This window comes from Lentzea sp. NPDC004782, from assembly GCF_040609115.1.
Taxonomy (GTDB): domain Bacteria; phylum Actinomycetota; class Actinomycetes; order Mycobacteriales; family Pseudonocardiaceae; genus Lentzea.
Map to the genome: position 1 here is coordinate 18687 of NZ_JBEXJN010000011.1, position 21135 is coordinate 39821.

Consider the following 21135-nt stretch of genomic DNA (forward strand, 5'->3'; position numbering starts at 1 on the left):
CCTCGCGACTCGAAATGGTCGTATTCGGACGGATCTGTCGTTCGGTCGATTGCGAAGTTCAACTGATGATTGCTGCGGCCAGTCGGCGGTATTCGGCGACCGGCAGCTCGCGACGGTCCTGGTCGGGCGCGTCGGTGGCCTCGGTGAGCACCTGCAGCGCGACGTGGTCGGCGCCTGCCTGGTGGTGTTCGGCGACCCGCCGCAGCACGGCGTCCTCGTCACCCCAGGCGACCACCGCGTCGACCAGCCGGTCGCTGCCGCCGCCGGCCAGGTCGGCGTCGGTGAAGCCCAGCCGGCGCAGGTTGGCCGCGTACCCGCGCTTGCCGAGGTAGAAGCCGAGCGCCTGCCGGGCGGTGCTCCTGGCACGGGCCGGATCGGTCTCCAGCACGACCTTGAGCTCCGGCGCGAGCAGCGGTCCCGCGCCGAGCACGGCCCTGGCCTGACGCGTGTGCTCGGCGGTGATCAGGAACGGGTGCGCGCCCGCGCTGCGCTGTGCGGCGAGGCGCAGCATGCGCGGCCCGTTCGCGGCGAGCACCCGGCCGGACGGCGGCACGCCCGCGGCGTCGAGCCGGTCGAAGTACTCGATCATCCGGCGGTAGGGCGAGAGCTCCCACTGCGACGCCTCGCGCGGTCCGTTGCCCAGCCCCAGCAGCAGCCGGTCCGGGTGGCGTGCGGTGATCTTCGCGTACGCGTCGGCGACCGCGTCCGCCGGATGCACCCAGATGTTCACGATCCCGGTCGCGACCGGGATGCGCGCGGAGTGGTCGAGCACGGCCGCCGCGGTGTCCAAGATGGACGGTCCGTTGCCCAGCCAGAGGGCGCCGAACCCGAGCGCGTCCAGCTCGGCCGCGGTGTCCGGCAGCCGGTCGCCCTCGCGCGTCCACAGCCACAACGGGGCCCAGAGCCCCACCCGGCCCAGCGGCACGGTCACGTCAGCACCTTCCTGACCGCGGCGAACACCCGGTCCACGTCGGCGTCGGTCGTGCGCCAGTTGCTGAACGCGGCGCGGATCGCCGGGCCGCCCTCGTGCACGGTCGGGGTCAGGAACGCCTCGCCGGTCTCGGCGATGGCGCGCACGACCCGCAACGTGTCACCGGGCACGGTGAAGCAGACCACGTTGAGCCGCACCGGTTCGAAGACCCGCACCCCCTGCAGTGTGGCCAGCTTGCCGGCGAGCGCGCGCGCCGAGGCGATGTTGCGGGTCACGATGTCCCGGTGTCCCTCGACGCCGTACGCGGTGAGCGAGAACCAGGCCGCCAGCGCCCGCAGCCGGCGCGAGTTGTCCGGCGTCAGGTGCAGGAAGTCGGGCTCGCCCTCCGGCACGCCGAGGTAGGCGGCCGAGTTCTGGAACACGGCCACCTGCAGGTCGCGCCGCCGGCTGAACTGCACCGCGGCGTCGTACGGGACGTTGAGCCACTTGTGCAGGTCTACACACACCGAGTCGGCTTCGGCTATCCCGTCCACCAGGTGGGCGTGGCCGGGCGACAGCGCGGCGAACCCGCCGAACGCGGCGTCGACGTGCAGCCAGAACGGGAACTCCGCGCGCATTGCCGCGATGGCCCGCAGGTCGTCGAAGTCGGTGGTGTTCACCGTGCCGGCGTTGGCGACCACGATGGCCGGCCGCCCCTGCTGCTCCTCCAGCGCCGCGCGCAGCGCCCCGAGGTCGACGGCTTCGCGGCCCGGTTGCGCCGGCAGCCGGCGCAACCGGTCGCGGCCCGCGCCCAGCATGGACAGCGCCTTGGGGATGCTGGCGTGCGGAGTGCAGCTCAGCACCTCGAAGTCGCCCAGCGCGGCCACCCCGGACTGCCCGACGCGCACCCCTCGTTGCTCGCCGAGCCATTCCCGCGCGATGGCGAGACCGGTGAAGTTCGAAGCGGTCGCACCGGCGACGAAGGCACCGGTGTGCTCGGGGCTCAGCCCGAGCAGCTCGCGCAGCCAGCCGACGGTCTCCCGTTCGAGGGCGACCGCCGACGTGTCCGCGCCCGAGGTGTTGTTCTGGTCGAACACCCCGGTGAGCCAGTCGCCGGCGAGCGCGGCGGGCGTCGTCCCTCCCGTGACGAAGCCGAGGTAGCGGGGACCGGCGCTGCCGGAGAACCCCGGTTCCCAGCGCTGGGCGAACTTCTCCAGCGCTCCGGCCAGGCCGGCGCCGCCGCCCGGCAGCGGGTCGGGTGCCGGGAACGGCGGATGGGGCGCGACCGGGCGGTCGCCGAGGCCTGCCAGCACCTGTTCTGCGAGTCCTCGGGTGTTCTCCAGCAGCTCGGGCAGCGCTGCCAGGTCGTGAGCGAGTCGTGGATGCACAGTTCGGACGCTAGCTCGCGGACCCGTGCGGGTCCTGGTCCAATCAGGTAAAACTGGACCATGTCCTTTCACTCCGCGCTGGGGGAGTGGCGACTGCGCAGCCGCCCCCTGGCCGAGTCGTTCGCCTCCGCGGTGCGGGACGCGGTGCTGTCCGGCCGCATCCCCGTGGGCAGCGCCATGCCCTCCGAACGCGCGATCGCCAGCGACCTGGCGCTGAGCCGGGGCACCGTGGTCGCCGGGCTCATGCTGCTGCGCGAGACCGGGTGGGTGCACACCCGGCACGGCAGCGGCAGCGTCGTGCGCCTGCCGTCGCACATGACCGCGCGCACCGCGCCGTGGTCGCTCGACCACGGCGGTGACGTCGAGATCGACCTGACCCGCTCGGTGACGTCCGCGCCGCACGAGGCCTACGTCGCCGCGTCCCGCCGGGCCGTCGAACGGCTGCCGGGCCTGCTGGTCGACGCCGGGACCGCCGACGCGGGCCTGCCGAGGCTGCGCGAGCTGATCGCCGACCGGTACACGAGCGAGGGACTGCCGACCACGCCGGACCAGGTCCTGGTCACCACGGGCGCGATGGCGTCGCTGATCCTGCTCGCCGAGCGGCTGCACGACCGGGGCAGACCGGTCGTGGTGGAGAGCCCGACGTTCCCCGGCGCCCTGGCCGCGCTGCACCGCCACCGGTCGCGCCTGGTGTCGCTGCCGGTCAGCGAAACGGGCTGGGACAACGCCGAACACGTGCTGCGCACCAGCGGTGCCGACCTCGCCTACCTCACCCCCGACTTCCACAACCCGACGGGCATGGTGATGTCCGACGAGCAACGCGCCGAGATCGCGCAGGCCGCGGACCGCCACCAGGTGACCGTCGTGGTGGACGAGACGCTGCGCGACCTCGACCTGCGCACGCCGCCGTCGCCCGCCCGGCACCTGAGCGGCCGGGGGATGGTGACCATCGCCTCGACCAGCAAGGTGATCTGGAGCGGGCTGCGGGTCGGCTGGCTGCGCGCCGCTCCGCGCCTGGTGCGCGAGCTGCTGCTCAACCCGTTGCACGCGACCATGTACCCGCCGCCGCTGGAACAGCTGATCGCCGTGGAGCTTCTGTCCGATTTGGACGGTGTGCTGGCCGGGCGCCGCGCCCAGCTGCGCGCCCAGCGCGACCACCTGACGGCGTTGCTCGCGGAGCGGGGCTGGACGTTCGACGTGCCGCCGGGCGGGCTCACGCTGTGGGCGCGGCCGCCGGGCGAGACGGGGCCGGTGGTCGCGAACCGGGCGCGGTCGCGGGGCGTGGCGGTGAGTCCCGGGCCGCAGTTCGCCGTCGACCGGACGCTGGCGGACTACGTGCGGCTGCCGTTCACGGCGCCGCCGGAGGTGCTCACCAAGGCGGTGGAGCGGCTGTGACTCAGTCCGCGATGCGGCGGATCACGCTGATCGGCCCGATCGAGTCGATGTCGGCGATCTTCACCGGCACGCCCTCGGTGGAGGCGTGGACGGCACGCACGTTGTCCACCGCCATCGCCACGTGGGACTGACTGGCGTAGTACACGATGATGTCGCCCGGCTCGACCTCGGCGCGGGACACGGCACGACCGGCCTTCGCCTGGTCGTAGCTGGTGCGGCCGATCCGCACGTTCGCGTGGAGGTACGCGGCCTGGATCAACGACGAGCAGTCCCACGAGTCCGGGCCGTTGGAGCCGTAGACGTACGGTTTGTTGCGCTGGGCCAGCGCGAACTCCAGCGCCTTGCCGGCGGTTCCGGGCGGGACGAGGATCGTCGACAGGTCGCCGGCGTTCTTCAGGCTGCTCTTCGTGGCGGCGCTCAGCGAGTTGTACCGGGCGCGGGCCTCGTCCAGCTGCTTCTGCAGGTCGGCGCCCTTCCGGCCGATCTCGGCCAGCAGGGCCTTCGACGCCTCCGCCGCCTCGTCGGCAGTCCTGGTGGCGGTGTCCGCGGCCGTGACGGCGTCGTCGAGCTTCTTCAGGGTTTCCGCGTTGTCGGTGGCGAGGACGTTGATGGCGGACATGCGGTTGAGGAAGTCCTGCTGCGAGTCGCTCACGAGCAGTGCGGAGAGCTGGTTGAACCGCGCGCCCTGGAACGTGGCCTCGGTGAGGAGATCCACCTGGCCGCGCAGGGACTCCTCGGCCCGCCTGGCGGCGGCGAGGTCACCTTTCGCCCTGTCCAGCTGGGTCTGCTTGGCCGTGAGGTCTTCCCGGGCCTTCAACTCGTCCTGGTTGAGCCGGGAGGCCTTCTCGGACAGCTCGTCGTACTTCGCGAGCGCGTCCGCGGCGGAAGGCTGTGCGGCGACCGGGGTTGCGGGCAGTGCGGCGGCCACGACCGCCGCCAGCAGTGCTCCGCGCACGGTGCTGCGTGAGGAATGCGACACCACGTCGCTGTTCTCCTTGTTGTCGTCGGGGATGGTCAGACGGTGACGCCGCGCTCGTTGAGCCAGGGCAACGGGTTGATCTTCTGGCCGGCCGGGTTCCAGACCTCGAAGTGCAGGTGCGGCCCGGTGGACTGACCGCGGTTGCCCATCCGGGCGATCTGCTCGCCCGCCTTGACCCGCTGGCCCGCGCGGACGCTGTAGGTGTCGACGTGGCCGTAGACGGTGATGGTGCCGTCGGCGTGCTCCACGCAAACCCAGTAACCGAAACCGGAGGCCGGCCCCGCCTCCTTCACGACACCGTCGGCGACGGAGTAGATCGGGGTGCCGATGGGGCCCGCGATGTCGATGCCGAGGTGCACGGCGTTCCAGCGGGCGCCGTAGCCGGAGGTGAACTCCCCGGCGGCGGGGCGGACGAACCTCGGGCGGCGCTTCTCGGCCTCCTGAGCCTCGCGCTGGGTGGTGAGCTGCTGGCTGCGCAGGAGTTTGGCGGCTTCCGCAGGGCCCGCGGCGGTCGTCCTGGAGACCGTGAGGATCTGCGGGACGGACACCGTGTCCCCGCCCTGGCCGGTGAACGCGGCGGCACCGTGCGCGAGCTGGACTTCCTCGCCGCCCTTCTGGCTCGTGGCGGCCGCGGCGAAAGCGCCTGCCGCGACGGCGGCGAGGACGACGCGTCCGCGCAGCGCCGACGGTGGCGGGGGCAGACGGTGGAGCGGGGTGCGCATGCCCGCCAAGATTCGGGCATCGTGTTAAGAACCCGAGTAGATGGTGTTCAGGTTTCTTCGCGGGCCAGCCGGATCGTGAACGTCGTGCCCTTGCCCACCTCGCTCGTCGCGGTGATCGTTCCCCGGTGCGCCTGGACGTAGTGCTTGGCGATCGCCAGGCCGAGGCCACGTCCGCCGGTGGCGCGGGTGCGGGAGCGGTCGGCCCGCCAGAACCGGTCGAACACGTGCGGCAGGTCCTCCGCCGCGATGCCGTGCCCGGTGTCGGAGACGGCGAGCACGACCTCGCCGCCCTGGACCCGGCCGCTGACCACGACCTGTCCGTCCGCCGGGGTGTGCTGCACGGCGTTGACCACGAGGTTGCGCACCGCCTGCCGCAGCCGCACCGGGTCCGCGACCACCCGCAGCTCCTGCCCGGCCGGCACGTCGAGGACGACCTGGTGGGCGGCGGCGACACCGGCCAGCAGGTCCGCGGCGTCCACGGGTTGCGGGCGCAGGGCCAGCTCACCCGCGTCGGCGGCGGCCAGCTCCTGCAGGTCCGCCACGAGCTGTTGCAGCACCAGGGTTTCCTGCTCCAGCAACGCCAGCAGGTCGGCGTCCAGCTCCGCGACACCCTCCTGCGCCGCCACCACCCAGCCGCGCATCGTGCTCAACGGCGTGCGCAGCTCGTGCGACAAATCGTTGACCATGTTCCTGCGCAACGTTTCCGCCCGCGCGAGGTGCTCGGACATGTCGTTGAACGCCGCCGCGACCTCGGCGATCTCCCACCGTGCCGCGACTTCCGCGCGTGCCGACAGGTCACCCGCGCGCATCCTCCTGGCCGCGTCGGTGAGCACGGTCAGCGGCCGCAGGACACGCCCCGCCAGCAGGAAGCTCACGGCGATCGCCAGCACCAGCACCAGGGCCGCGGCCAGCGCGATCTGCGCGACCCCGGCGGCGGGCAGGCCCACCACGGTCTGCCGCACCACCGGTTCGCCGACGAACAGGAACGCCGCCGGTGCCACGTACGACGCGAGAAACGCCCGCCGGGTGGAGTCCAGGCACTTCTCGTGCACCGCCGTGGCCGGGCCCGGCAACAGCCGCAGTGCGCCGTCCGCGCCGCGGAACACCGGGCGGAACGGCACCCCGCTGTCGAGGTGGCACTTCAGCAGGCGATCGTTGAGCTGCTGGAGCGCGCCTTTCTCGGCGTCGGTCTTCCGGCTCCACGCCGTGCACTCCCACACGGAGGGCCACGAGTACGAACGTCCCGCCGCGGTCGTCCTGATCTCCGCCGCGACCCCGTGGCCACGCGCGCAGGCGAGATCTTCCTCCGCCCCCGCCCGCGACGCCCGCTGTTCGTCCGCGCTGAGCTGGAACGGGCCGAGCGCGCGCGGGTCGATGCGGTCCGCCGGGCTGTCCTTCCTCAGGTCCAGGTCCACGTTGAGCGGATCGACCACGGCGGACGGCTGCCCGGCCAGCCTCGGGTCGTCGGCGTCGAACGTGCCGCCGATCAGCGTCCGATCCGTCGTGGTGAGCCGGAGGCGCAGGCCGGTCTCGCGGCTGAGGCCCTCCAGCAACGGCGCGACACCCGACCAGTTCGGGTGGCCGGCCCCGTACCCGAGCACGACGTCGTAGACGCGGGCCAGCCCCGCCTGCTCGCGTCCCTGCTCGGCCCGCAACGTCTCGGTCGTGCGCTGTGCCGACAGCCACGCCGTCGCCGCGATCGAGCACGCCGACACCAGCACCGTGCCCGCCAGCAGGAGGAACAGCAACCGGCGGGGCCTACCGGCCACGGTCGTCCGCGATCTTGTAGCCGATCCCGTAGACGGTGACCAGGTACGCCGGTTCGGCCGGATCGGCCTCGATCTTGCGCCGCAGGTTGCGCACGTGCACGTCGATCGTCCGCTCGGTGATGAACCCGTCCAGCCCGTACGCGCGTTCCAGCAGCTGCGCCCGGCTGAACGCCCGCCCCGGCTCGGCGGCCAGCACCGCGAGGATGCGGAACTCGGCCGGCGTGCAGGCGACCAGCCGGCCGGCGACCCGCACCTCGTGCCGCATCGGCTCCAGCTCCAGGTCACCGACCCGCAGCACCCGCCGCGACGCCGTGCCGTGCGCCCCGGAACGCCGCAACAACGCCCGTACCCGCGCCATCAGCTCACGGGGGTCGTAGGGCTTGGCGAGGTAGTCGTCCGCGCCGAGGTCGAACCCCAGCAGCTTGTCGTCCGCCTCCGCCCGCGCGCTGATCACCAGCACCGGCAGGTCGGCGTCCCCGGCCCGCACCGCCCGGCACACGTCCCACCCGTCCACCCCGGGCAGCATCAGGTCCAGCACCAGCAGGTCCGGGCGGCGGCCCCTGATCTCGTCGAGCGCTTTGCGCCCGTCGTCGACCAGCAGGAACGAGTGGTTCTCCCTGGCCAGAAAGCGCCCGATCAGCTCCGCCTGCCTCGGTTCGTCTTCCGCCACAAGGACATAGGCGCACATGGCGGCCATGATGCCAGGGCCGTTCTGTGTTGCAGGTCACATGATTGGGAGAACCTGGGCCGCGATCCCGGCGTCTTGCGGAGTGTGAGAGCTGTCCGGGGTGAGCCCGCCGAGCTCGACGAGGAACACCTCGTGCGTCGTGTCGCGCGGGGTGACCGCCGTGCGTTCGAGGAGCTCTACCGCCGCACCTCGCCGTGGCTCACGGTGCGGTTGCGCCGGCGGTGCTCCGACGACCAGATCGTCGCCGAGGTGCTGCAGGAGACCTACCTGGCGGTGTGGCGGGCCGCCGGCGCGTTCGCCGGTACCGCCACCGGTGGAAGCGCCGTCGGCTGGCTGTGGACCATCGCGGCCAGACGTCTCGTCGACGCGTTCCGCCGCCGCGCGCACCACGCCCAGCCGCCGGCCGCCGCCGCGCCCGCGCACACCGCACCGGCCGCCGACGAGCCGGTGCTGGACGGGGTGGTCGGGGACGAGGTCGGCGACGCGTTGCGCCGGCTGGCCCCCGAGCTGCGGCAGGTGTTGCTGGCGATGGTGCTCGACGGGCTTTCGGTGCGGGAGACCGCGGTGCTGCTCGGGGTGCCGGAGGGCACGGTCAAGACGCGCGCCCGGCGGGCGCGGATCGCGATGAGGGAGGCCCTGGCATGACCGCGCACCACCCGAGCGAACAGCTGCTGCGCCACTATGAGCGTGGCGACGACCTGGCGGCAGACCAGCTGTGGGCCGTCGAGTCGCACCTGGAGAACTGCGCCCCGTGCCGCGGACGGCTCGCGCCGGACCCGCTCGCCACGGCGGTGTGGGCCGAGCTCGCGCCGATCATCGACCGCGCCCGTCAGCTGCCGCGCACGCACGCGTGGTGGCGGTGGGTGCACGGGTGGGTCTCGCCGGTGGCCGGGCCGTGGCTCGCGATGATCCTGCTCGTGACCGCCGCGGCCGTGGCGCTGGACCGGCTCGGGTCGGTGGCGGGCGGGCGGGTGTCGCTGGTGCTGCTGATCGCGCCGGTGTTGCCGGTGCTCGGGGTGGCCGCGTCGTGGGGGCCGGCGCTCGACCCGGTGCACGAGCTCACCGTGGGCACGCCGCGGGCGGGGCTGGGGCTCGTGTTCCGCCGCACCGCGTCCGTGCTCGCGGTGGTGGTGCCGGCGCTCACGGCCGCGAGCTCGCTGACCGGGCTCGGGCTCTCGCGGTGGTTGTTGCCCTGCCTGGCGTTCACGGCCGGAACGCTCGCTCTCGGCGCGCTGGTGGGTGTCACCCGTGCCGCGATCGCGTTCGTCGCGGCCTGGGTCCTGGCGATCATCGTCCCGACGGTCGCGTTCGGCCGCACGTCCGTGGTGCTGGCGGTGACGCCCTTGTGGGCGGGCGTGTTGCTGCTGGGGATCGCGGTGATCACCTTGCGCCGGAAGGCTTTCACGCGTCTGGGGACGTGAGGTGTGGGCAAGGTCACGGTGATTCGAGAACCTCGGCAGCGCCTTCGCCGTCTAGCCGGTTGTACGTGCGGATGACTTGAGGGAGAACGGGATGCACGCGATCACAGCGGAGAACCTCGTGGTCCGGGTGGGCGGCAGACGCGGCCGCAACGCCGTCGACGGGCTGGACCTGCGCCTCGGTCAGGGCGTGCACGGCCTGCTCGGCCCCAACGGCGCGGGCAAGACGACGCTGATCCGAACCTTGGCGACGGTGCGCAAACCCAGCTCGGGAACGCTGTCGCTGCTCGGCACCGCGGTGAACGACAGCCTGCGGCCGGTGCGCAGGCGGCTGGGGTACCTGCCGCAGCACTTCGGCTACTACAAGCGGTTCAAGGTGCGGGAGTTCGTCGAGTACCTGGCGTGGTTGAAGGAGATGCCGGCGGCCGGGATCCCCGGCGCCGTCGACCGGGCGCTGGAGCGGGTCGGGCTGACCGACCGCGCCGAGGACCGCATGAAGTCGTTGTCCGGCGGCATGATCCGGCGGGTGGGCATCGCGCAGGCCATCGTCAACGAGCCGGAGATCCTGCTGCTGGACGAACCGACCGTGGGCCTGGATCCCGCGCAACGGCTGCGGTTCCGCGAACTGGTCGTCGAACTCGGGCGGCGGTCCTGCGTGCTGATCTCGACGCACCTGGTCGAGGACGTCGCGGCGGCGTGCACGGACGTGGTGCTCGTGTCGGAGGGATCTCTGGTGTTCCAGGGAACTCCGGCGGATCTGGCCACGGCGGGCACCGACGGGCACGTCGGCGACAGCCCGATCGAACGCGGCTACTCGGCGCTCATCAGCCAGAACGCGGGAGGGGCGTGGTGACCGGGCTGCGCATCGAACTGCGGCGCTCGGCCGCGCTCTGGGCCGGGGTGCTGTTCCTGGTCTCGGGCACCGGAATGCTGTGGCTGACCAGCTCCGGCGGCACGAGGTGGAGGGACAACTCGACGTCGGCGGTGCTCGAGCTCCGCGTGCCCCTGGCGTACGTGTGGGCGCTGGTGGTCGGACTGGCGGTGCTGCAGGGCATGCGGGACAGCCGGGCTCACGTGACCGAGCTGTTCTCCTCGGCTCCGCGTCCCGGCCGGGTCAGGCTGGGCGTTCTCGCGTCGGCCGTGGCGGGTGTCGTCGCGGTGGCCGCGGCTCTGCTGTGCGCGGGTCTCGTCGCGCTGGTCGCCGGCGGCGGCGGGTTCGTCTCCGCCGGGTTCGTGCCGCTCATGGCGACCGTGGTGCTCGCGTTCGGGTCGAGCGTCCTGTTCGGACTCGCGATCGGACGGCTGCTGCCGCACCCGCTCACCGTGCCGGTGGCGCTGGTGGCGGCGTTCACGGCCGCGGCCACGGCCGGACAGGCACTGCAGGCGAGCTCCCCGGACGACGAGATCTCCCGCCTGGCCCTGCTCACACCCGCCTTCGACCCGCCCAGCTCCGACCTCGTGACCACCTCGACGTCTGTCGACATAGGACAAATGGTGTGGTTCACCGGCCTTGGGGTGACGGCGTTCCTCCTGCTGGTGGCGCGGACCAACCGCGGACGGCTGGTGGCGCTGGTCCCGGCCGGGCTCGCGGTCGCGCTGGCCGTGTCGATCCTGCCGGCGAGGTTCTCCGACGTGCTGGTGACCGACTCCATCGCGAGCCGGCCGGTGTGCGACGGCCAGGTGTGCCTGAGCCGGGTGCACGAGAACCACCTGCCGGCGGTGGCCGCGGTCGGCAAGGAGGTGCTGGCGAAGCTCGCGGTGCTGCCGGACCCGCCCACCGAGGTCCGCGAGGACACCTCGGCGATGGCTCACCTCACCGCGCCGCTGCGCAACGCCAGGATCGTCTACCTGAGGGCGCAGGACAGCTCCCGGTTGCTGGCCGTGCCCCCCGACCGCCTGCGGCTCGAACTGCTCGCCGGCGCGGGCGTCCCCACCTGCTCCACGCCGAACTCGGTCAGCGCCACGGAATCCGTGGTGCGCTACCTCACCGCCGGCTACTTCAACGGCGGTCTGGCCGAGCTCGCGTCCGACCCCCACCTGTGGCGCGACGACCGGTTGCGTCCCGAACTGGAGACGGCCTGGCGGGCCCTGCGCGGCCACTCCGCGCAGGAGCAGCTGAACCGGATCGCGACGGCACGGCGGATGTTGCTGGCGTGCGAGGACTCCGAGCGCGTGCTCGACGTTCTGGTGGCGACGTGATGAGGCTTCTCACGTTGTACGCGCGGTCGCGTGGAGTTCCCGCGGCACTGGTGCTTCTGCCCGTGGTGGTGCTGGCCGCGTGGTCGGCGCTGCACTCGCCGTGGACACCGTTGAGCGTCACGCTGACGTCACTGGCCGCGGTGCTGGTGATCACGGCCGGGCTCGCGGGCCAGGACCCCGAACTGGACGCGACGACGGCGGTGCCGTGGCCGGTGTGGAGGTTCGGGCACCTGCTGCTCGCGGCCGTGCTCGCCGCGGTCGCGGTCGTGCTCGTGCAGCACCTGGGCCAGGAACGGTTCGACGCCGCGTTCGTCGTGCGGAACACGGCGGGCCTGGTCGGTCTCGCCGGTCTGACGGCGGCCGCCGCCGGAGCCCGGTTCGCCGCGGCCGCACCGGTGCTGTGGTGGGCGGTGGGCGCGATCATGCCTCCCGGACCGCGGTCGGTGGCCGGCCGGATCGTCGCGTGGCCGTTCGGCCCGTTCGACGACCGGGTGGCGACGTGGACGGCGGCCGTGCTGGTGGTCATCGGGATCGCCGCCTACTCGGCGCGCGGCGGTCGTCGCGGTGGATGAAGGGTTCCTTCCTCCACCTGGAGTCGATGAAGGAGCCCTTCATCGACAACGGGCGGGCCGCCACAAGTGCGCTACTGCTGGTCCGTTTCCGCTGGGGCCAGCAGCCAGCGGACGGGCGACAACGGGTCGTCGGCGACGAAGTAGCGGACGCGGGTGAAGTGGTTGTCCGCGGTGTTCACCAGGTCGATGTGGCCGTGGTCGAGCAGCCACTGGCGGCCCGGCGGGTCGATGAGGACGACGGCGAGCGGGATGGCGGTTCCGCACGTTTCGGTGAGGACGTCGATCGCGGAGTCCAGGACGGCTTTCGGGTTCGCGCGGGACCGGTCCACGACGAGGATCAGACCGTCGGCCTGGCCGGCGAACGGCCAGTCCTCCAGGTGGACCTGCTCGTCTGCCAACGGAAAGGCCTGCGCGAACGCCGACCTGTCGCCGATCACCGGGAAGTGCGCGGCGGGGAGGAGTGGCAGCGGGGCGTGGCAGTGACCGCAGAGGGCGGGCAGGGCGCGTTTGCCGGTGCGCAGCAGGGTGGGAAGGCGGTGCCCGCACAGGCAGGTTCGGCGCAGGACGCCCTGGGGGCCCGGGGTCAGGTCGCGGTGGAGCCGGCCGCACGGGCAGCGGAACGCCGGGTGGTGCAGGCGGCGGCACGTGGCGCACTCGACCGGGACGGACTGGGCGGTGTCGAACCAGCGCAGTGCGCGGGCTGCGGCGCGGACGGTCAGGGTGGCCAGAAGTGCGTGCGCGGCCGTGGTGGTGGCGATCAGCAGGGTCGCCGTGGCGAAGCCCAGGGCGTAACCACCGGCCAGGCTCGCGGGGAACACGATCAGAGCGCCGTCGTCGACGACGGTCGACTGGCGGCGCCAGAGGCGGGCGAAGAGCGAGTCGCGCGACGACGGGTCGGGGAGCGCCACGAGCCGGTCGTGGGCCGCGCGCACCGCGGTGCGGCCCCGGTGCCAGGCCGCGCGCGGGGCCGAGCCGGTCAGGTAGGCGGGATCGAGGCCCGGGCCGGGGTGCACCGGCGCCGGACGGGTCAGGGTGCGTGCCGCGGCGGCCAGCCCGATGAGCGTGCTCGCCAGGGACGTCACCGCGAACAGCAGCAAAGCCGGCGGTGCGAGGAAGACGAGGACGAGGAGGGTGGCCACGGGCTAGCTCCCGGCCACGCCGTACGCGCCGAACGTGGTCAGCAGCCACAGCAACGGGTCCGCCACCCGGTAGCCCGCGGACCTGGCCGACAGCGCGAAGCAGCGGTGCCGGGGCGGGAGAGCAGCGCCGCCCCAGCGGGCCAGCCACGCCGTCACCTCGTGGTGCACGTCCAGGCCGTCCGGTTCCACGTAGGCGTGGGCGTGCGGGCTGGGGCGGCGCAGCGGTGAGCCGTGCTCGACCGCGTCCTGCACCAGGTCCAGCTTGCTCAGCGCCACCGCCACCGGAAGGCGGGGTGGCCAGGCCGGGGTGACGGGTGGTGGTTCCGCGCTCCAGCCGAACAGGGTGCGCACGCCGGGCAGGTGGGCCGGGTCGACCAGATGCACCACGCCCGCTGCCGTGGGCGGGAGGTCCTCTGTGGACAGTTCGTGCAGGGCCAGAACCACCGGGGTGGCGTTCGCGCGGCGCAGGCTGATCAGCACCGGGGACGCGTGGTCGCCGAGCAGGCGTGTCGACAGGCCCGGGACGGTGTGGGCGACTTCGCCGGTGGACAGCTGGTGGAGGAGCTCCGCGAGCCACGTGCTCTTGCCGGACCGGGGCGTGCCCGTGACGAGGATCGTGTGGCTGGGGCCCTCGGCGTACTCGCGCGGCACCCTCTGTGCGCAGGCCGGGCAGAGACGCCGGGGCCGCGGGAGACGGCCGTGCGGGCATCTGTTGTGCCGCAGTGCTTTCGCGGGGAAGGGCGGCGGACTCGCCGGGCACAGCGGTCCGCACTGCATCAGCAGGTCGCCGCCGGCGCAGCGCCGGTGGCAGTGCGGGCAGATCACCGCACGACCAGGTCGCGGGGGTCGGGATGGCACACCCACGTCGAGTCGTCCAGCGCGAACGCGCGCAGGTGGACCGGGCCGCGCAGGGTGGCGGGCACGGTGAACTCGGCTCGGCCGGTGTGCTGCCCTCCCGGCAACGTCACCAGCACGATGCCGTCGTCCGGGGTCAGCGGGCGGCGGGCCGACTGCGCGAGGACGACGACGTCGGGCAGGGGTGCCGCGCACTCCACCAGCACCTCGCGGGTGCGTGCCCGTCCGCGCAGGTGGTAGCGGAGCTGGACCGGGCAGGGCGACTCGACTGTCGCAAGTGGACCGAACTGGTCGTCGTCGGCGGTGCAGACCCCGAACCAGTGCTCGCCCGGTTCGGCGGCCGTCACGCGCAGGCCTCTGGTCAGGTAGGCGGTTCTCGTGACGCGCAACCGGTGGGCCGCCGGATCGTCAGGGCCGGTGGGCGGGGTGCCGTGCCGCCAGACGACCTGCACGGCACGGCTCCAGGCCGGCCAGTGCCACGAGAGCTGGACTCCGGCGCCGAGCCGGACCGCCTGCAGACCGGTGACCTGCTCGGGCGGGACCCGCACGACCGCGGGACGGCCGATCGCGGCGAACGCCCCGGACGTCGTCACCGGGACCAAGGTGCGGGCCCCGGCCAGGTCGGCGGCGGCCACCCTCGCCCGCCCGGTCCGGCTGGTGGCGACGAGCGGGCCCGCCGGCTCGGTCTGGTCGAGCCGGACGACGCCCGCGGGTGCCGCCTCGGGACGGGTGAGCACCCGGATGCCGACCTCGTCCCCGGCGGCCGGTGTCCACGACAGGTCGACGACGTCACCGTTGGCCACGGCGTCCAGGTCGGTGACCATCTCGGGTTCGCCGAGGCACACCGCGGCGATCTCGATGCCGTGGCTGCGCGCCTCGGGGTACTCGACCTGGACGCGATAGGTGGCCGTGGCGCCGGGCTCCACCTGTGTGTCGGTGAAGCCCGTCTCGCTCGCGGCGATCTCGGCGTCCGCACCGGCGCGCCGGACCACCGCCCGCACCGCCCCCGCAGGCAGCCGCCACCGGCCCAGCACGACGCCCGGCTCGGTGGCCAGCCGCAGGCCGGTCACCTCCGGCAGCACCGCAATCGCTTGCGCCGCCGTGGTTCCACCTGGTGAGCCCTCGCGCAGCGTCGTGACGCGGTAGACCGAGAGCTGCCCGACCGGGGCCTCCCGGTCGACGAGCGGCGGCGCGGTCGTCTCCTCCGCGAGCACGGTGGTGCCGCGGCAGACGCGGTAGCCGATGCGGCCCGCGGTCGACGCGGACGGCGACCAGCTGACGACGACCTCGGTGCCGTCCACGGCGGCGTCCGCGGTCGCGGGCGCGGCGGCCGGGCACCGCAGCAGGCCCTCGGTGACGGCCGGGTCCGCGAGCTCCCGGCCGATCGCGAGGTAACCGGCCGCGGCTTCTTCCGGTGCGTGCGCCTCGGCAGCGCGGGCGTCCGCCAGCGCGGTCCGCAACCGGTCGGTCTTCGCCCGCAGCTCGTCGCGGACGCGGGTCCACGGCTCGGGCAGCGGGCGCGAGTCCAGCACGGTCAGCGCGTCGGTCAGCCGGTGTTCCGCGAGCGCGGCGAAGTACGCCTCCGCCCACGACGTCTCGTCGCGCGAGACCCACGCCGCGTACGCGATGTCCTCGGGAGCGGCGGTCAGTCCCGCCGCCGCACACCGTTGCGGCTCGGCCACTTCCCGCACGGCCGGGTAGCCGCACACGGCGGCCGCGGTCAGGTCGGTCATCAGCTCGTACGCGAGTGCGGCGGCCAGACCACCCGGCTCGGCCGTCCACGGGCGCACGAGCGCCAGCACACCCCGTTCGGCGTCGGCCGCCTGGTTGCGGGCCACGACCCGCAGCCGTTGCCGCCGCAGCTCCACCTCGGTCGCCGTGGTGTCCACTCCGGACAGTTCGGGCGTCAGCGACAGATACTCCCACAACGAGATCTGCGCGAGGTCGGCCAGATGCTCGCGCATCGTCGCCCACCGCTTGGGCGGGACCGGCCACGGCAGTGCGACGGGCTCGCGCACGGCGGCGCCGACGGCTTCCAGCGCGGCCAGGACGTCCGGTCTGCTCCACCGGTCCCCGGCGGAGCGCACGAGCGCGGCGACCTCCTGCGGCGTCATCGCGGGTGCGCCGTGCAGGCGGTGGCGCACCACCTCGACCAGCACCTCGTGCTCGTGCTCGACCGCCTCGCGGTGCCGGGCGCGGCTCACCGGGTCGCGGAGCACCGCGACGGCCGTGGCGTGGGAGGCGTGCAGGCGTTCGCAGGCCACGGCGTACTGGCGCGACTCGGCCGTGCCCCACCGCGCCGGCTGCCCGTCGAGCGCACTGTCCACTTCGGACTGCGTGGCGTACGGGGAGAGCCGGTACACGCGGAAGTAGTTGCGGTGCGGCGACCACCCGGTCTGCACCGGCACCAGCACGTCGTCGGTGTAGGAGGCCATGTCAGCGGCGGATTCCCGGCAGGGGAGCGCTCATCTCGTCCTCGGTCATCGCCCCGGCCACCTTCGCCTCCAGCCGCAGGCTCGCGTCTCGCGCGCGGACGTGCACGTGCAGGACACCGTCGCCGCCGAGCTCGAACTCGATCTCCACCGGCTCGCCCTTCGGCACGCCGGCGGGCAGCCCGGTGATCTCGCCGTCGACCAGGGCGGTGTGGTCCGCCGGGTCGTCGGCCAGCTCGCCGAGCACGAACCCGGTGGCCGACTCGTACACCCGGATGGCCATGCGGCGCTGGCCGTCCCGGATCGTGCACACCTCGTGGTGCCGCACGACCGGGACGTCGGCGCCGGGCGGGATCAGCCACAGCACCCCGTGACCGAGGGACGGGCGGTCGGCGTCGCGCACCACCGCCACCCCGTACCCCTTCGCGGTCACGGTGTCGACCTCATCGGCGGAGTCCTGTCCCAGCGCACTTCTCGCCAGCCGGGCCGCGCCTTTGGCGACGGTGTGGTCGGCGTCGTGGGCCAGCCGCGCGGCCGGCAGCTCGGGCAGCTGCTCGGCGAGCGTGCGCGCCACGGCCGGACCGCGGGACATGCCACCGGACAGCAGCAGGTCGTCGATCTTCTCGACACCGCCGCGCCTGGCCAGTTCGAGCGCGTCGCGGGTCAGCTCGACGGTCCGGTCGAGCAGGTCCGCCGTGGCCTCCTCGTACTCCTCACGGGTCACCGTCACGGGATGCGTCGCGCCGTCCGGGCCCGGGACCAGCGCGGTGTGCCGGTCGGCGCCGGTGAGCGCGATCTTGAGCTGCTCCACCTGCCGCGTCAGCCCGCCCATCGCCATCGGGTCACCGCGCACCGCGGAGCTCGCCCGCGACAGCACCAGCGCGGTGAGCCGCCGGTCCCAGTCCGCACCGCCCAGCCGGTGGTCGCCCGCGATGGCCACCACCTTGGCGGGCACGCCCTCCTCGACCCGGATGACGGTCACGTCGAACGTGCCGCCGCCGAGGTCGTACACCATCGCCGTGCGTGCGCCGCCGTGGTGCAGCCCGTGCGCGACGGCCGCCGCGACGGGTTCGCTGACCAGGTCGAGCAGGTTGAGCCGGGCCAGCGCGGCGGCCTGGGCGGTGGCCCGGCGCTCGGCCGCGCCGAAGTAGGCGGGGACGGCGACGACCGCGTCGGCCACCGGCCCGCTCTCCGGCACCGGGGAACCGAGGTGCCGCAACGCGTCCTGGACGACCTTGATCAGGATCACCGCCGACACCTGCTGCGGGTGGTAGCGGCGCCCGGCCGCGTCCACGGTGACGTCCGACCTGCCCATCTCGCGTTTGATCAGCGACACGACCCGGCCGGGCTCCCGGTCGCGGCGGGCCGCGGCCGCGCTGCCGACCAGCGCCGTGCCGTCCTCGGCGAAGTAGACCACCGACGGCGTGGTCGGTTCGCCGTCGGCGTTGGGCAGCACGACCGCGCCCTGCCCGCGGATCGTGGCCACGCACGTGTAGGTCGTGCCGAGGTCGATGCCCAGCACCGGCCTGGCCGGCTCAGTTCGCGTCACCGGACTCCGTTCCTCCGTCCGAGGGCGGCAGCACGCCGGGACTGATGTCGAACACCTCGAGCTCCGCCGTGGGGTCGTAGGCGGGCACCGCGATCCGCTCCGCCGGCCGGCGCGGTGCGACGGGAACCGCGCTCGCGGTGCCGCCGTTGACGATCACGGTGGGCTGGTTCGCGCTGCCCAGGATCGCCTGCAGCCGTTCGAGTGCACGGCGGTCCAGCCCGTACAGGTCGGACAGCGCCTGCTCGTGGGCGACGAGCTCCTCCCGGCGCACCTCCAGCTGCTTGCGCTGGATGTCGTTGATCACGTGCTGGTTGACCAGCTCCTGTTCGAGCTGGCGGAACTGCTGCTGGCGCTGCACGTACTTGCGGTACTCCTGGTTGAGCTCGTCGGAGGCGAACCGGATCGCGCCGATCGTCGTCTCGCGGGCGTCGACCCTGAGCTCGGCCAGCGCCTGCGTGATCTGGATCTTCAGCTTGCCGCGCACGTCGGCGAGCTGGTGGATGAACTTGTCGATCTCGCCACCGCTCGTGCGTTCGGTGAAGTAGCCCTTGACCTTCTCGCCGAGCACCCGGCCGACGAACCGCTTGACGGCCGCGGACTTGCGGCCGCCGATGTCGCCCTCCGCCTCCTCGCCGAACCGCTTGACCAGGTACGGCGCGGCCTGCGGTGGGATGGACAGCGTCTGGCTCAGGTCGACCTCCAGCTCGAAGCCCTGGATGGTCACCCGCAGCGGGCCGAGCTCGTTGTCGTAGCGGTCCTCGTTGCCGGACTTCTCGCCCCACGTCAGGGTGAGTTCGCGGACCGGGATGTGCACGACCCTGGCGAACAACGGGTTGATCGCGTACTTCGACCCGCCCGGCAGGATGTCGGTCTGCAGGCCGCTGCGGCCGCCGCCCGCCAGGAACACCCACGGCAGCTGGAAGTTGTCGTGACCCGGCACCGAGGGCGCGGGAACGTTCGGGTCGTCCGGGGCGGGCGCGTCGGTGACGATGACGACCCCGACGTCCTCGCTGTCGACCGGCAGCAGCTCCAGGTCCTTCGCGCACACCGGAAACCCGCTGGGCAGCTTGTCCACTGTGTACACCTCGAACAGCTCGGGGTCGATGGCGTACTCCTCGCCGCCCCGCAGGACCTGCAGCTGCATGCCCTTCTCGCCGCCCTGGAGGAAGGCCGCGACGTTCTGGAAGCTGTCGCACTCGACGTACGCGGCCAGGTCGCGGCTCGCCGGCACGCTGTTGCCCACCCTGGCCTTGACCAGGCCGATGGTGCCGACCGGGATGCTGATGTAGTCGTACTCGATGACGTCGTACAGCCACGGCCACAACGGGAGCATCTGCCCGCCCCGCAGGACGCGCATGGTGCTCAGCACGTACTTCTCCCGCGTCATGTTCGGTTGCGGCAACACCCACTTGCGGGTGACCACGGCGAACCGGTGCAACGAGAGGTGACGCATCCTGCGCAGCACCAGCACGCCCGGGCCGATGAACAGCGCGGCCAGCACGATGAAGATCACTAAGCCTTCGATCATGGGAGTTCGCTCCGGATTCGCCGGTACACCGCGGAAACGGTGACGTTCCAGGTGTCGAACCACGAACCGGTGGCCCGGTCGTGGCGCAGGGTCGGGAAGAACGCGGCCCCGGCGCCCGCGACCCAGCTCGCGTAGTCGGCGGGAATGGCCTGCGGGTCGCCCCAGCCGAACAGCTCCGCGAGGTCGGCCACCTCGGTCCCGGTGCGGTCCGCCAGGAGACCGCGCTGGGCCAGGAAACCGTGCTTGCCGTCCGTGCCGTCGTGCCACACGCGCGCGCAGTCGCGCAACAGTTGCCCGCCGATGGACGCGACCTCGTCCGGCCCCGCCCAGCCGAGGTCCGCGCAACCCGCCGCGGCCAGCAGCGCCGCCGTGGTGCGCCGGTCCGCCAGCACCAGATCGCCGCCGGCGAGGGCGGCGGCGATCCCGGCCACCGCCGGGTCGGTGAAGTCGTTGGTGCTGACGGGTTTCCTGGCCGCGCGTTCGCGCAGCGCCCGCAGCTGCGCAGGGGTCGGCAGGGCGCCGGTGCGGGCGTCGAGGAACGCGCCCGGTTCGGTGCGGGCGCCGACCAGCACCGGGAGCACCTCGACGCCGCGCTGCCGGGCCGCGAGCCGCATGTCCCGCACCGCCGGGTCCGGCCGTTCGGACACGACCGCGACCAGAACCGCCGCGTCCGCCAGGGAATCCGGGTCGGCCGACGTGCGCACGGACAGTCCCGCGTCGACCAGGCAGGCCCGCAGCCGCGCGGTGTACCCGCGCCCGTGTCCGCCGCACAGCACGACTTCCGCGCCGATGGTGGCGAGATCGTCCAGCACGTCCTGCACGGACGGGCGGTGTTCCGGCCGTTTGTCCAGGGCTCGTGCCACCAGCTCGCGGACGGTTCCCGGCACGTCCTCGAGGCTCGGGGCGGGCTGGGTGAGAGTGCTGCCCACGCCGGGGAAGGCGGGACGGCCGGTGGCGGCGTAGTAGATCAGGCAGCCCCACGAGAACACGTCCGACGCGGGCGAGGGCTGTGCTGCCGCGTGCGGGTCCATCAGCTCGGGGGCGAGGTAGGGCAGCGTGCCGACGACGTGGTCGGTGGTGGTCAGCCGGATGAGGTCGGAGAGGTCCGCGGCGATCCCGAAGTCGATCACCATCGCGCGTTCGCCGGTCATCATCACGTTGGAGGGCTTGAGATCCCGGTGCACGATGCCGCGTTCGTGGATGTCCCGCAACGCCAGCGCGGTGTCCTCCGCCAGTGCCGGCAGGAGGTCGCCGGGCAGCCGGTCGACGTCCGCGAGGCTCTTCCCGTCGACCAGCTCGGTCACCACGTACATCTGCTCGGACTCCAGGTCCGCGTCCAGCACCCGCGGGACGTACGGGGACCTGATCGCCGTGGTGGTCCGGAACTCGCGGGTGAACCGTGCGCGGTACTTCGCGATCGCCGAGTACGCGGGGTTGATCACCTTGATCGCGACCACGCGGTCCGTGTCCGGCCACGTGGCCCGGTACACCGCGCCCATGCCACCCGCGCCGAGGCGGCCGAGCACCCGGTACGGCCCCAGCCGGCGCGGATCATCGGGCCCGAGGCTCATCCGTCACCCTCTTCCGGCCGG

The 21135-nt window shown here is 73.2% G+C and carries 18 protein-coding genes; 6 read left to right on the plus strand and 12 right to left on the minus strand.

Features of this window, described 5'->3' with window-relative positions; all coding sequences use genetic code 11:
* Positions 1 to 58 precede the first annotated feature (58 nt).
* Both ABZV40_RS12750 and ABZV40_RS12755 read right to left on the minus strand, forming a co-directional pair.
* Positions 59 to 931: an LLM class F420-dependent oxidoreductase gene (locus tag ABZV40_RS12750; protein WP_355439253.1), complete on the minus strand. Its 873-nt coding sequence runs from the start codon at positions 929 to 931 to the stop codon at positions 59 to 61.
* Complete coding sequence (locus ABZV40_RS12755) at positions 928 to 2298, minus strand: pyridoxal-dependent decarboxylase (protein ID WP_355439256.1); 1371 nt, start codon at positions 2296 to 2298, stop codon at positions 928 to 930. The genes ABZV40_RS12750 and ABZV40_RS12755 overlap by 4 nt, the downstream gene beginning before the upstream one ends.
* 60 nt (positions 2299 to 2358) lie before the next feature.
* Here ABZV40_RS12755 and ABZV40_RS12760 point away from each other — a divergent pair, with 60 nt between their 5' ends.
* On the plus strand, positions 2359 to 3693 hold the full coding sequence (locus ABZV40_RS12760; protein ID WP_355439259.1) for a PLP-dependent aminotransferase family protein: 1335 nt from the start codon (positions 2359 to 2361) through the stop codon (positions 3691 to 3693).
* A gap of 1 nt (position 3694) precedes the next feature.
* Here ABZV40_RS12760 and ABZV40_RS12765 read toward each other — a convergent pair whose 3' ends face one another.
* Genes ABZV40_RS12765 through ABZV40_RS12780 form a run of 4 tightly spaced genes read right to left on the minus strand, consistent with a single transcriptional unit; the run spans position 3695 to position 7851 of the window.
* Complete coding sequence (locus ABZV40_RS12765; RefSeq protein ID WP_355439262.1) at positions 3695 to 4675, minus strand: NlpC/P60 family protein; 981 nt, start codon at positions 4673 to 4675, stop codon at positions 3695 to 3697.
* A gap of 32 nt (positions 4676 to 4707) precedes the next feature.
* Complete coding sequence (locus tag ABZV40_RS12770; protein ID WP_355439265.1) at positions 4708 to 5394, minus strand: M23 family metallopeptidase; 687 nt, start codon at positions 5392 to 5394, stop codon at positions 4708 to 4710.
* 47 nt (positions 5395 to 5441) lie between these two features.
* On the minus strand, positions 5442 to 7163 hold the full coding sequence (locus ABZV40_RS12775; RefSeq protein ID WP_355439268.1) for a HAMP domain-containing sensor histidine kinase: 1722 nt from the start codon (positions 7161 to 7163) through the stop codon (positions 5442 to 5444).
* Entirely contained in the window at positions 7153 to 7851 is a 699-nt protein-coding gene (locus ABZV40_RS12780) for a response regulator transcription factor (RefSeq protein ID WP_355439271.1), read from the minus strand. The genes ABZV40_RS12775 and ABZV40_RS12780 overlap by 11 nt, the downstream gene beginning before the upstream one ends.
* Before the next feature lie 84 nt (positions 7852 to 7935).
* On the opposite strand from ABZV40_RS12780, the gene ABZV40_RS12785 reads away from it, so the two are divergent.
* The 5 genes from ABZV40_RS12785 (at position 7936) to ABZV40_RS12805 (ending at position 12040) form a co-directional block, all read left to right on the plus strand.
* Positions 7936 to 8496 carry an RNA polymerase sigma factor gene (locus ABZV40_RS12785; RefSeq protein ID WP_355439274.1) on the plus strand — a complete coding sequence of 187 codons (561 nt, stop codon included), beginning with the start codon at positions 7936 to 7938 and terminating at the stop codon, positions 8494 to 8496.
* Positions 8493 to 9272 (plus strand): zf-HC2 domain-containing protein, encoded by a 780-nt coding sequence (locus ABZV40_RS12790; RefSeq protein ID WP_355439277.1) that lies wholly within the window; start codon positions 8493 to 8495, stop codon positions 9270 to 9272. Before ABZV40_RS12785 ends, ABZV40_RS12790 begins: the two co-directional genes overlap by 4 nt.
* A gap of 91 nt (positions 9273 to 9363) precedes the next feature.
* On the plus strand, positions 9364 to 10122 hold the full coding sequence (locus tag ABZV40_RS12795) for an ABC transporter ATP-binding protein (RefSeq protein ID WP_355439280.1): 759 nt from the start codon (positions 9364 to 9366) through the stop codon (positions 10120 to 10122).
* A complete protein-coding gene (locus ABZV40_RS12800; protein WP_355439283.1) occupies positions 10119 to 11468 on the plus strand; it encodes a hypothetical protein in 1350 nt (449 codons plus the stop codon). The genes ABZV40_RS12795 and ABZV40_RS12800 overlap by 4 nt, the downstream gene beginning before the upstream one ends.
* Positions 11465 to 12040, plus strand: coding sequence for a hypothetical protein (locus ABZV40_RS12805; RefSeq protein WP_355439286.1), 576 nt, complete (start codon positions 11465 to 11467; stop codon positions 12038 to 12040). Before ABZV40_RS12800 ends, ABZV40_RS12805 begins: the two co-directional genes overlap by 4 nt.
* 71 nt (positions 12041 to 12111) lie before the next feature.
* Here the strand turns inward: ABZV40_RS12805 and ABZV40_RS12810 are convergent, their stop codons facing one another.
* From ABZV40_RS12810 to ABZV40_RS12835, 6 genes are all read right to left on the minus strand, one after another.
* Positions 12112 to 13179: a hypothetical protein gene (locus ABZV40_RS12810; protein ID WP_355439289.1), complete on the minus strand. Its 1068-nt coding sequence runs from the start codon at positions 13177 to 13179 to the stop codon at positions 12112 to 12114.
* Positions 13180 to 13182: 3 nt separating this feature from the next.
* Complete coding sequence (locus tag ABZV40_RS12815) at positions 13183 to 13830, minus strand: hypothetical protein (protein ID WP_355439292.1); 648 nt, start codon at positions 13828 to 13830, stop codon at positions 13183 to 13185.
* A gap of 170 nt (positions 13831 to 14000) precedes the next feature.
* Positions 14001 to 16469, minus strand: coding sequence for a hypothetical protein (locus ABZV40_RS12820; protein ID WP_355439295.1), 2469 nt, complete (start codon positions 16467 to 16469; stop codon positions 14001 to 14003).
* A 1-nt stretch (position 16470) separates the two neighbouring features.
* Positions 16471 to 18015 (minus strand): Hsp70 family protein, encoded by a 1545-nt coding sequence (locus tag ABZV40_RS12825; RefSeq protein WP_355439298.1) that lies wholly within the window; start codon positions 18013 to 18015, stop codon positions 16471 to 16473.
* Positions 18002 to 19543 carry an SPFH domain-containing protein gene (locus ABZV40_RS12830; RefSeq protein ID WP_355439302.1) on the minus strand — a complete coding sequence of 514 codons (1542 nt, stop codon included), beginning with the start codon at positions 19541 to 19543 and terminating at the stop codon, positions 18002 to 18004. The genes ABZV40_RS12825 and ABZV40_RS12830 overlap by 14 nt, the downstream gene beginning before the upstream one ends.
* Positions 19540 to 21114 carry a serine/threonine-protein kinase gene (locus ABZV40_RS12835; RefSeq protein WP_355439306.1) on the minus strand — a complete coding sequence of 525 codons (1575 nt, stop codon included), beginning with the start codon at positions 21112 to 21114 and terminating at the stop codon, positions 19540 to 19542. Before ABZV40_RS12835 ends, ABZV40_RS12830 begins: the two co-directional genes overlap by 4 nt.
* Positions 21115 to 21135 lie beyond the last annotated feature (21 nt).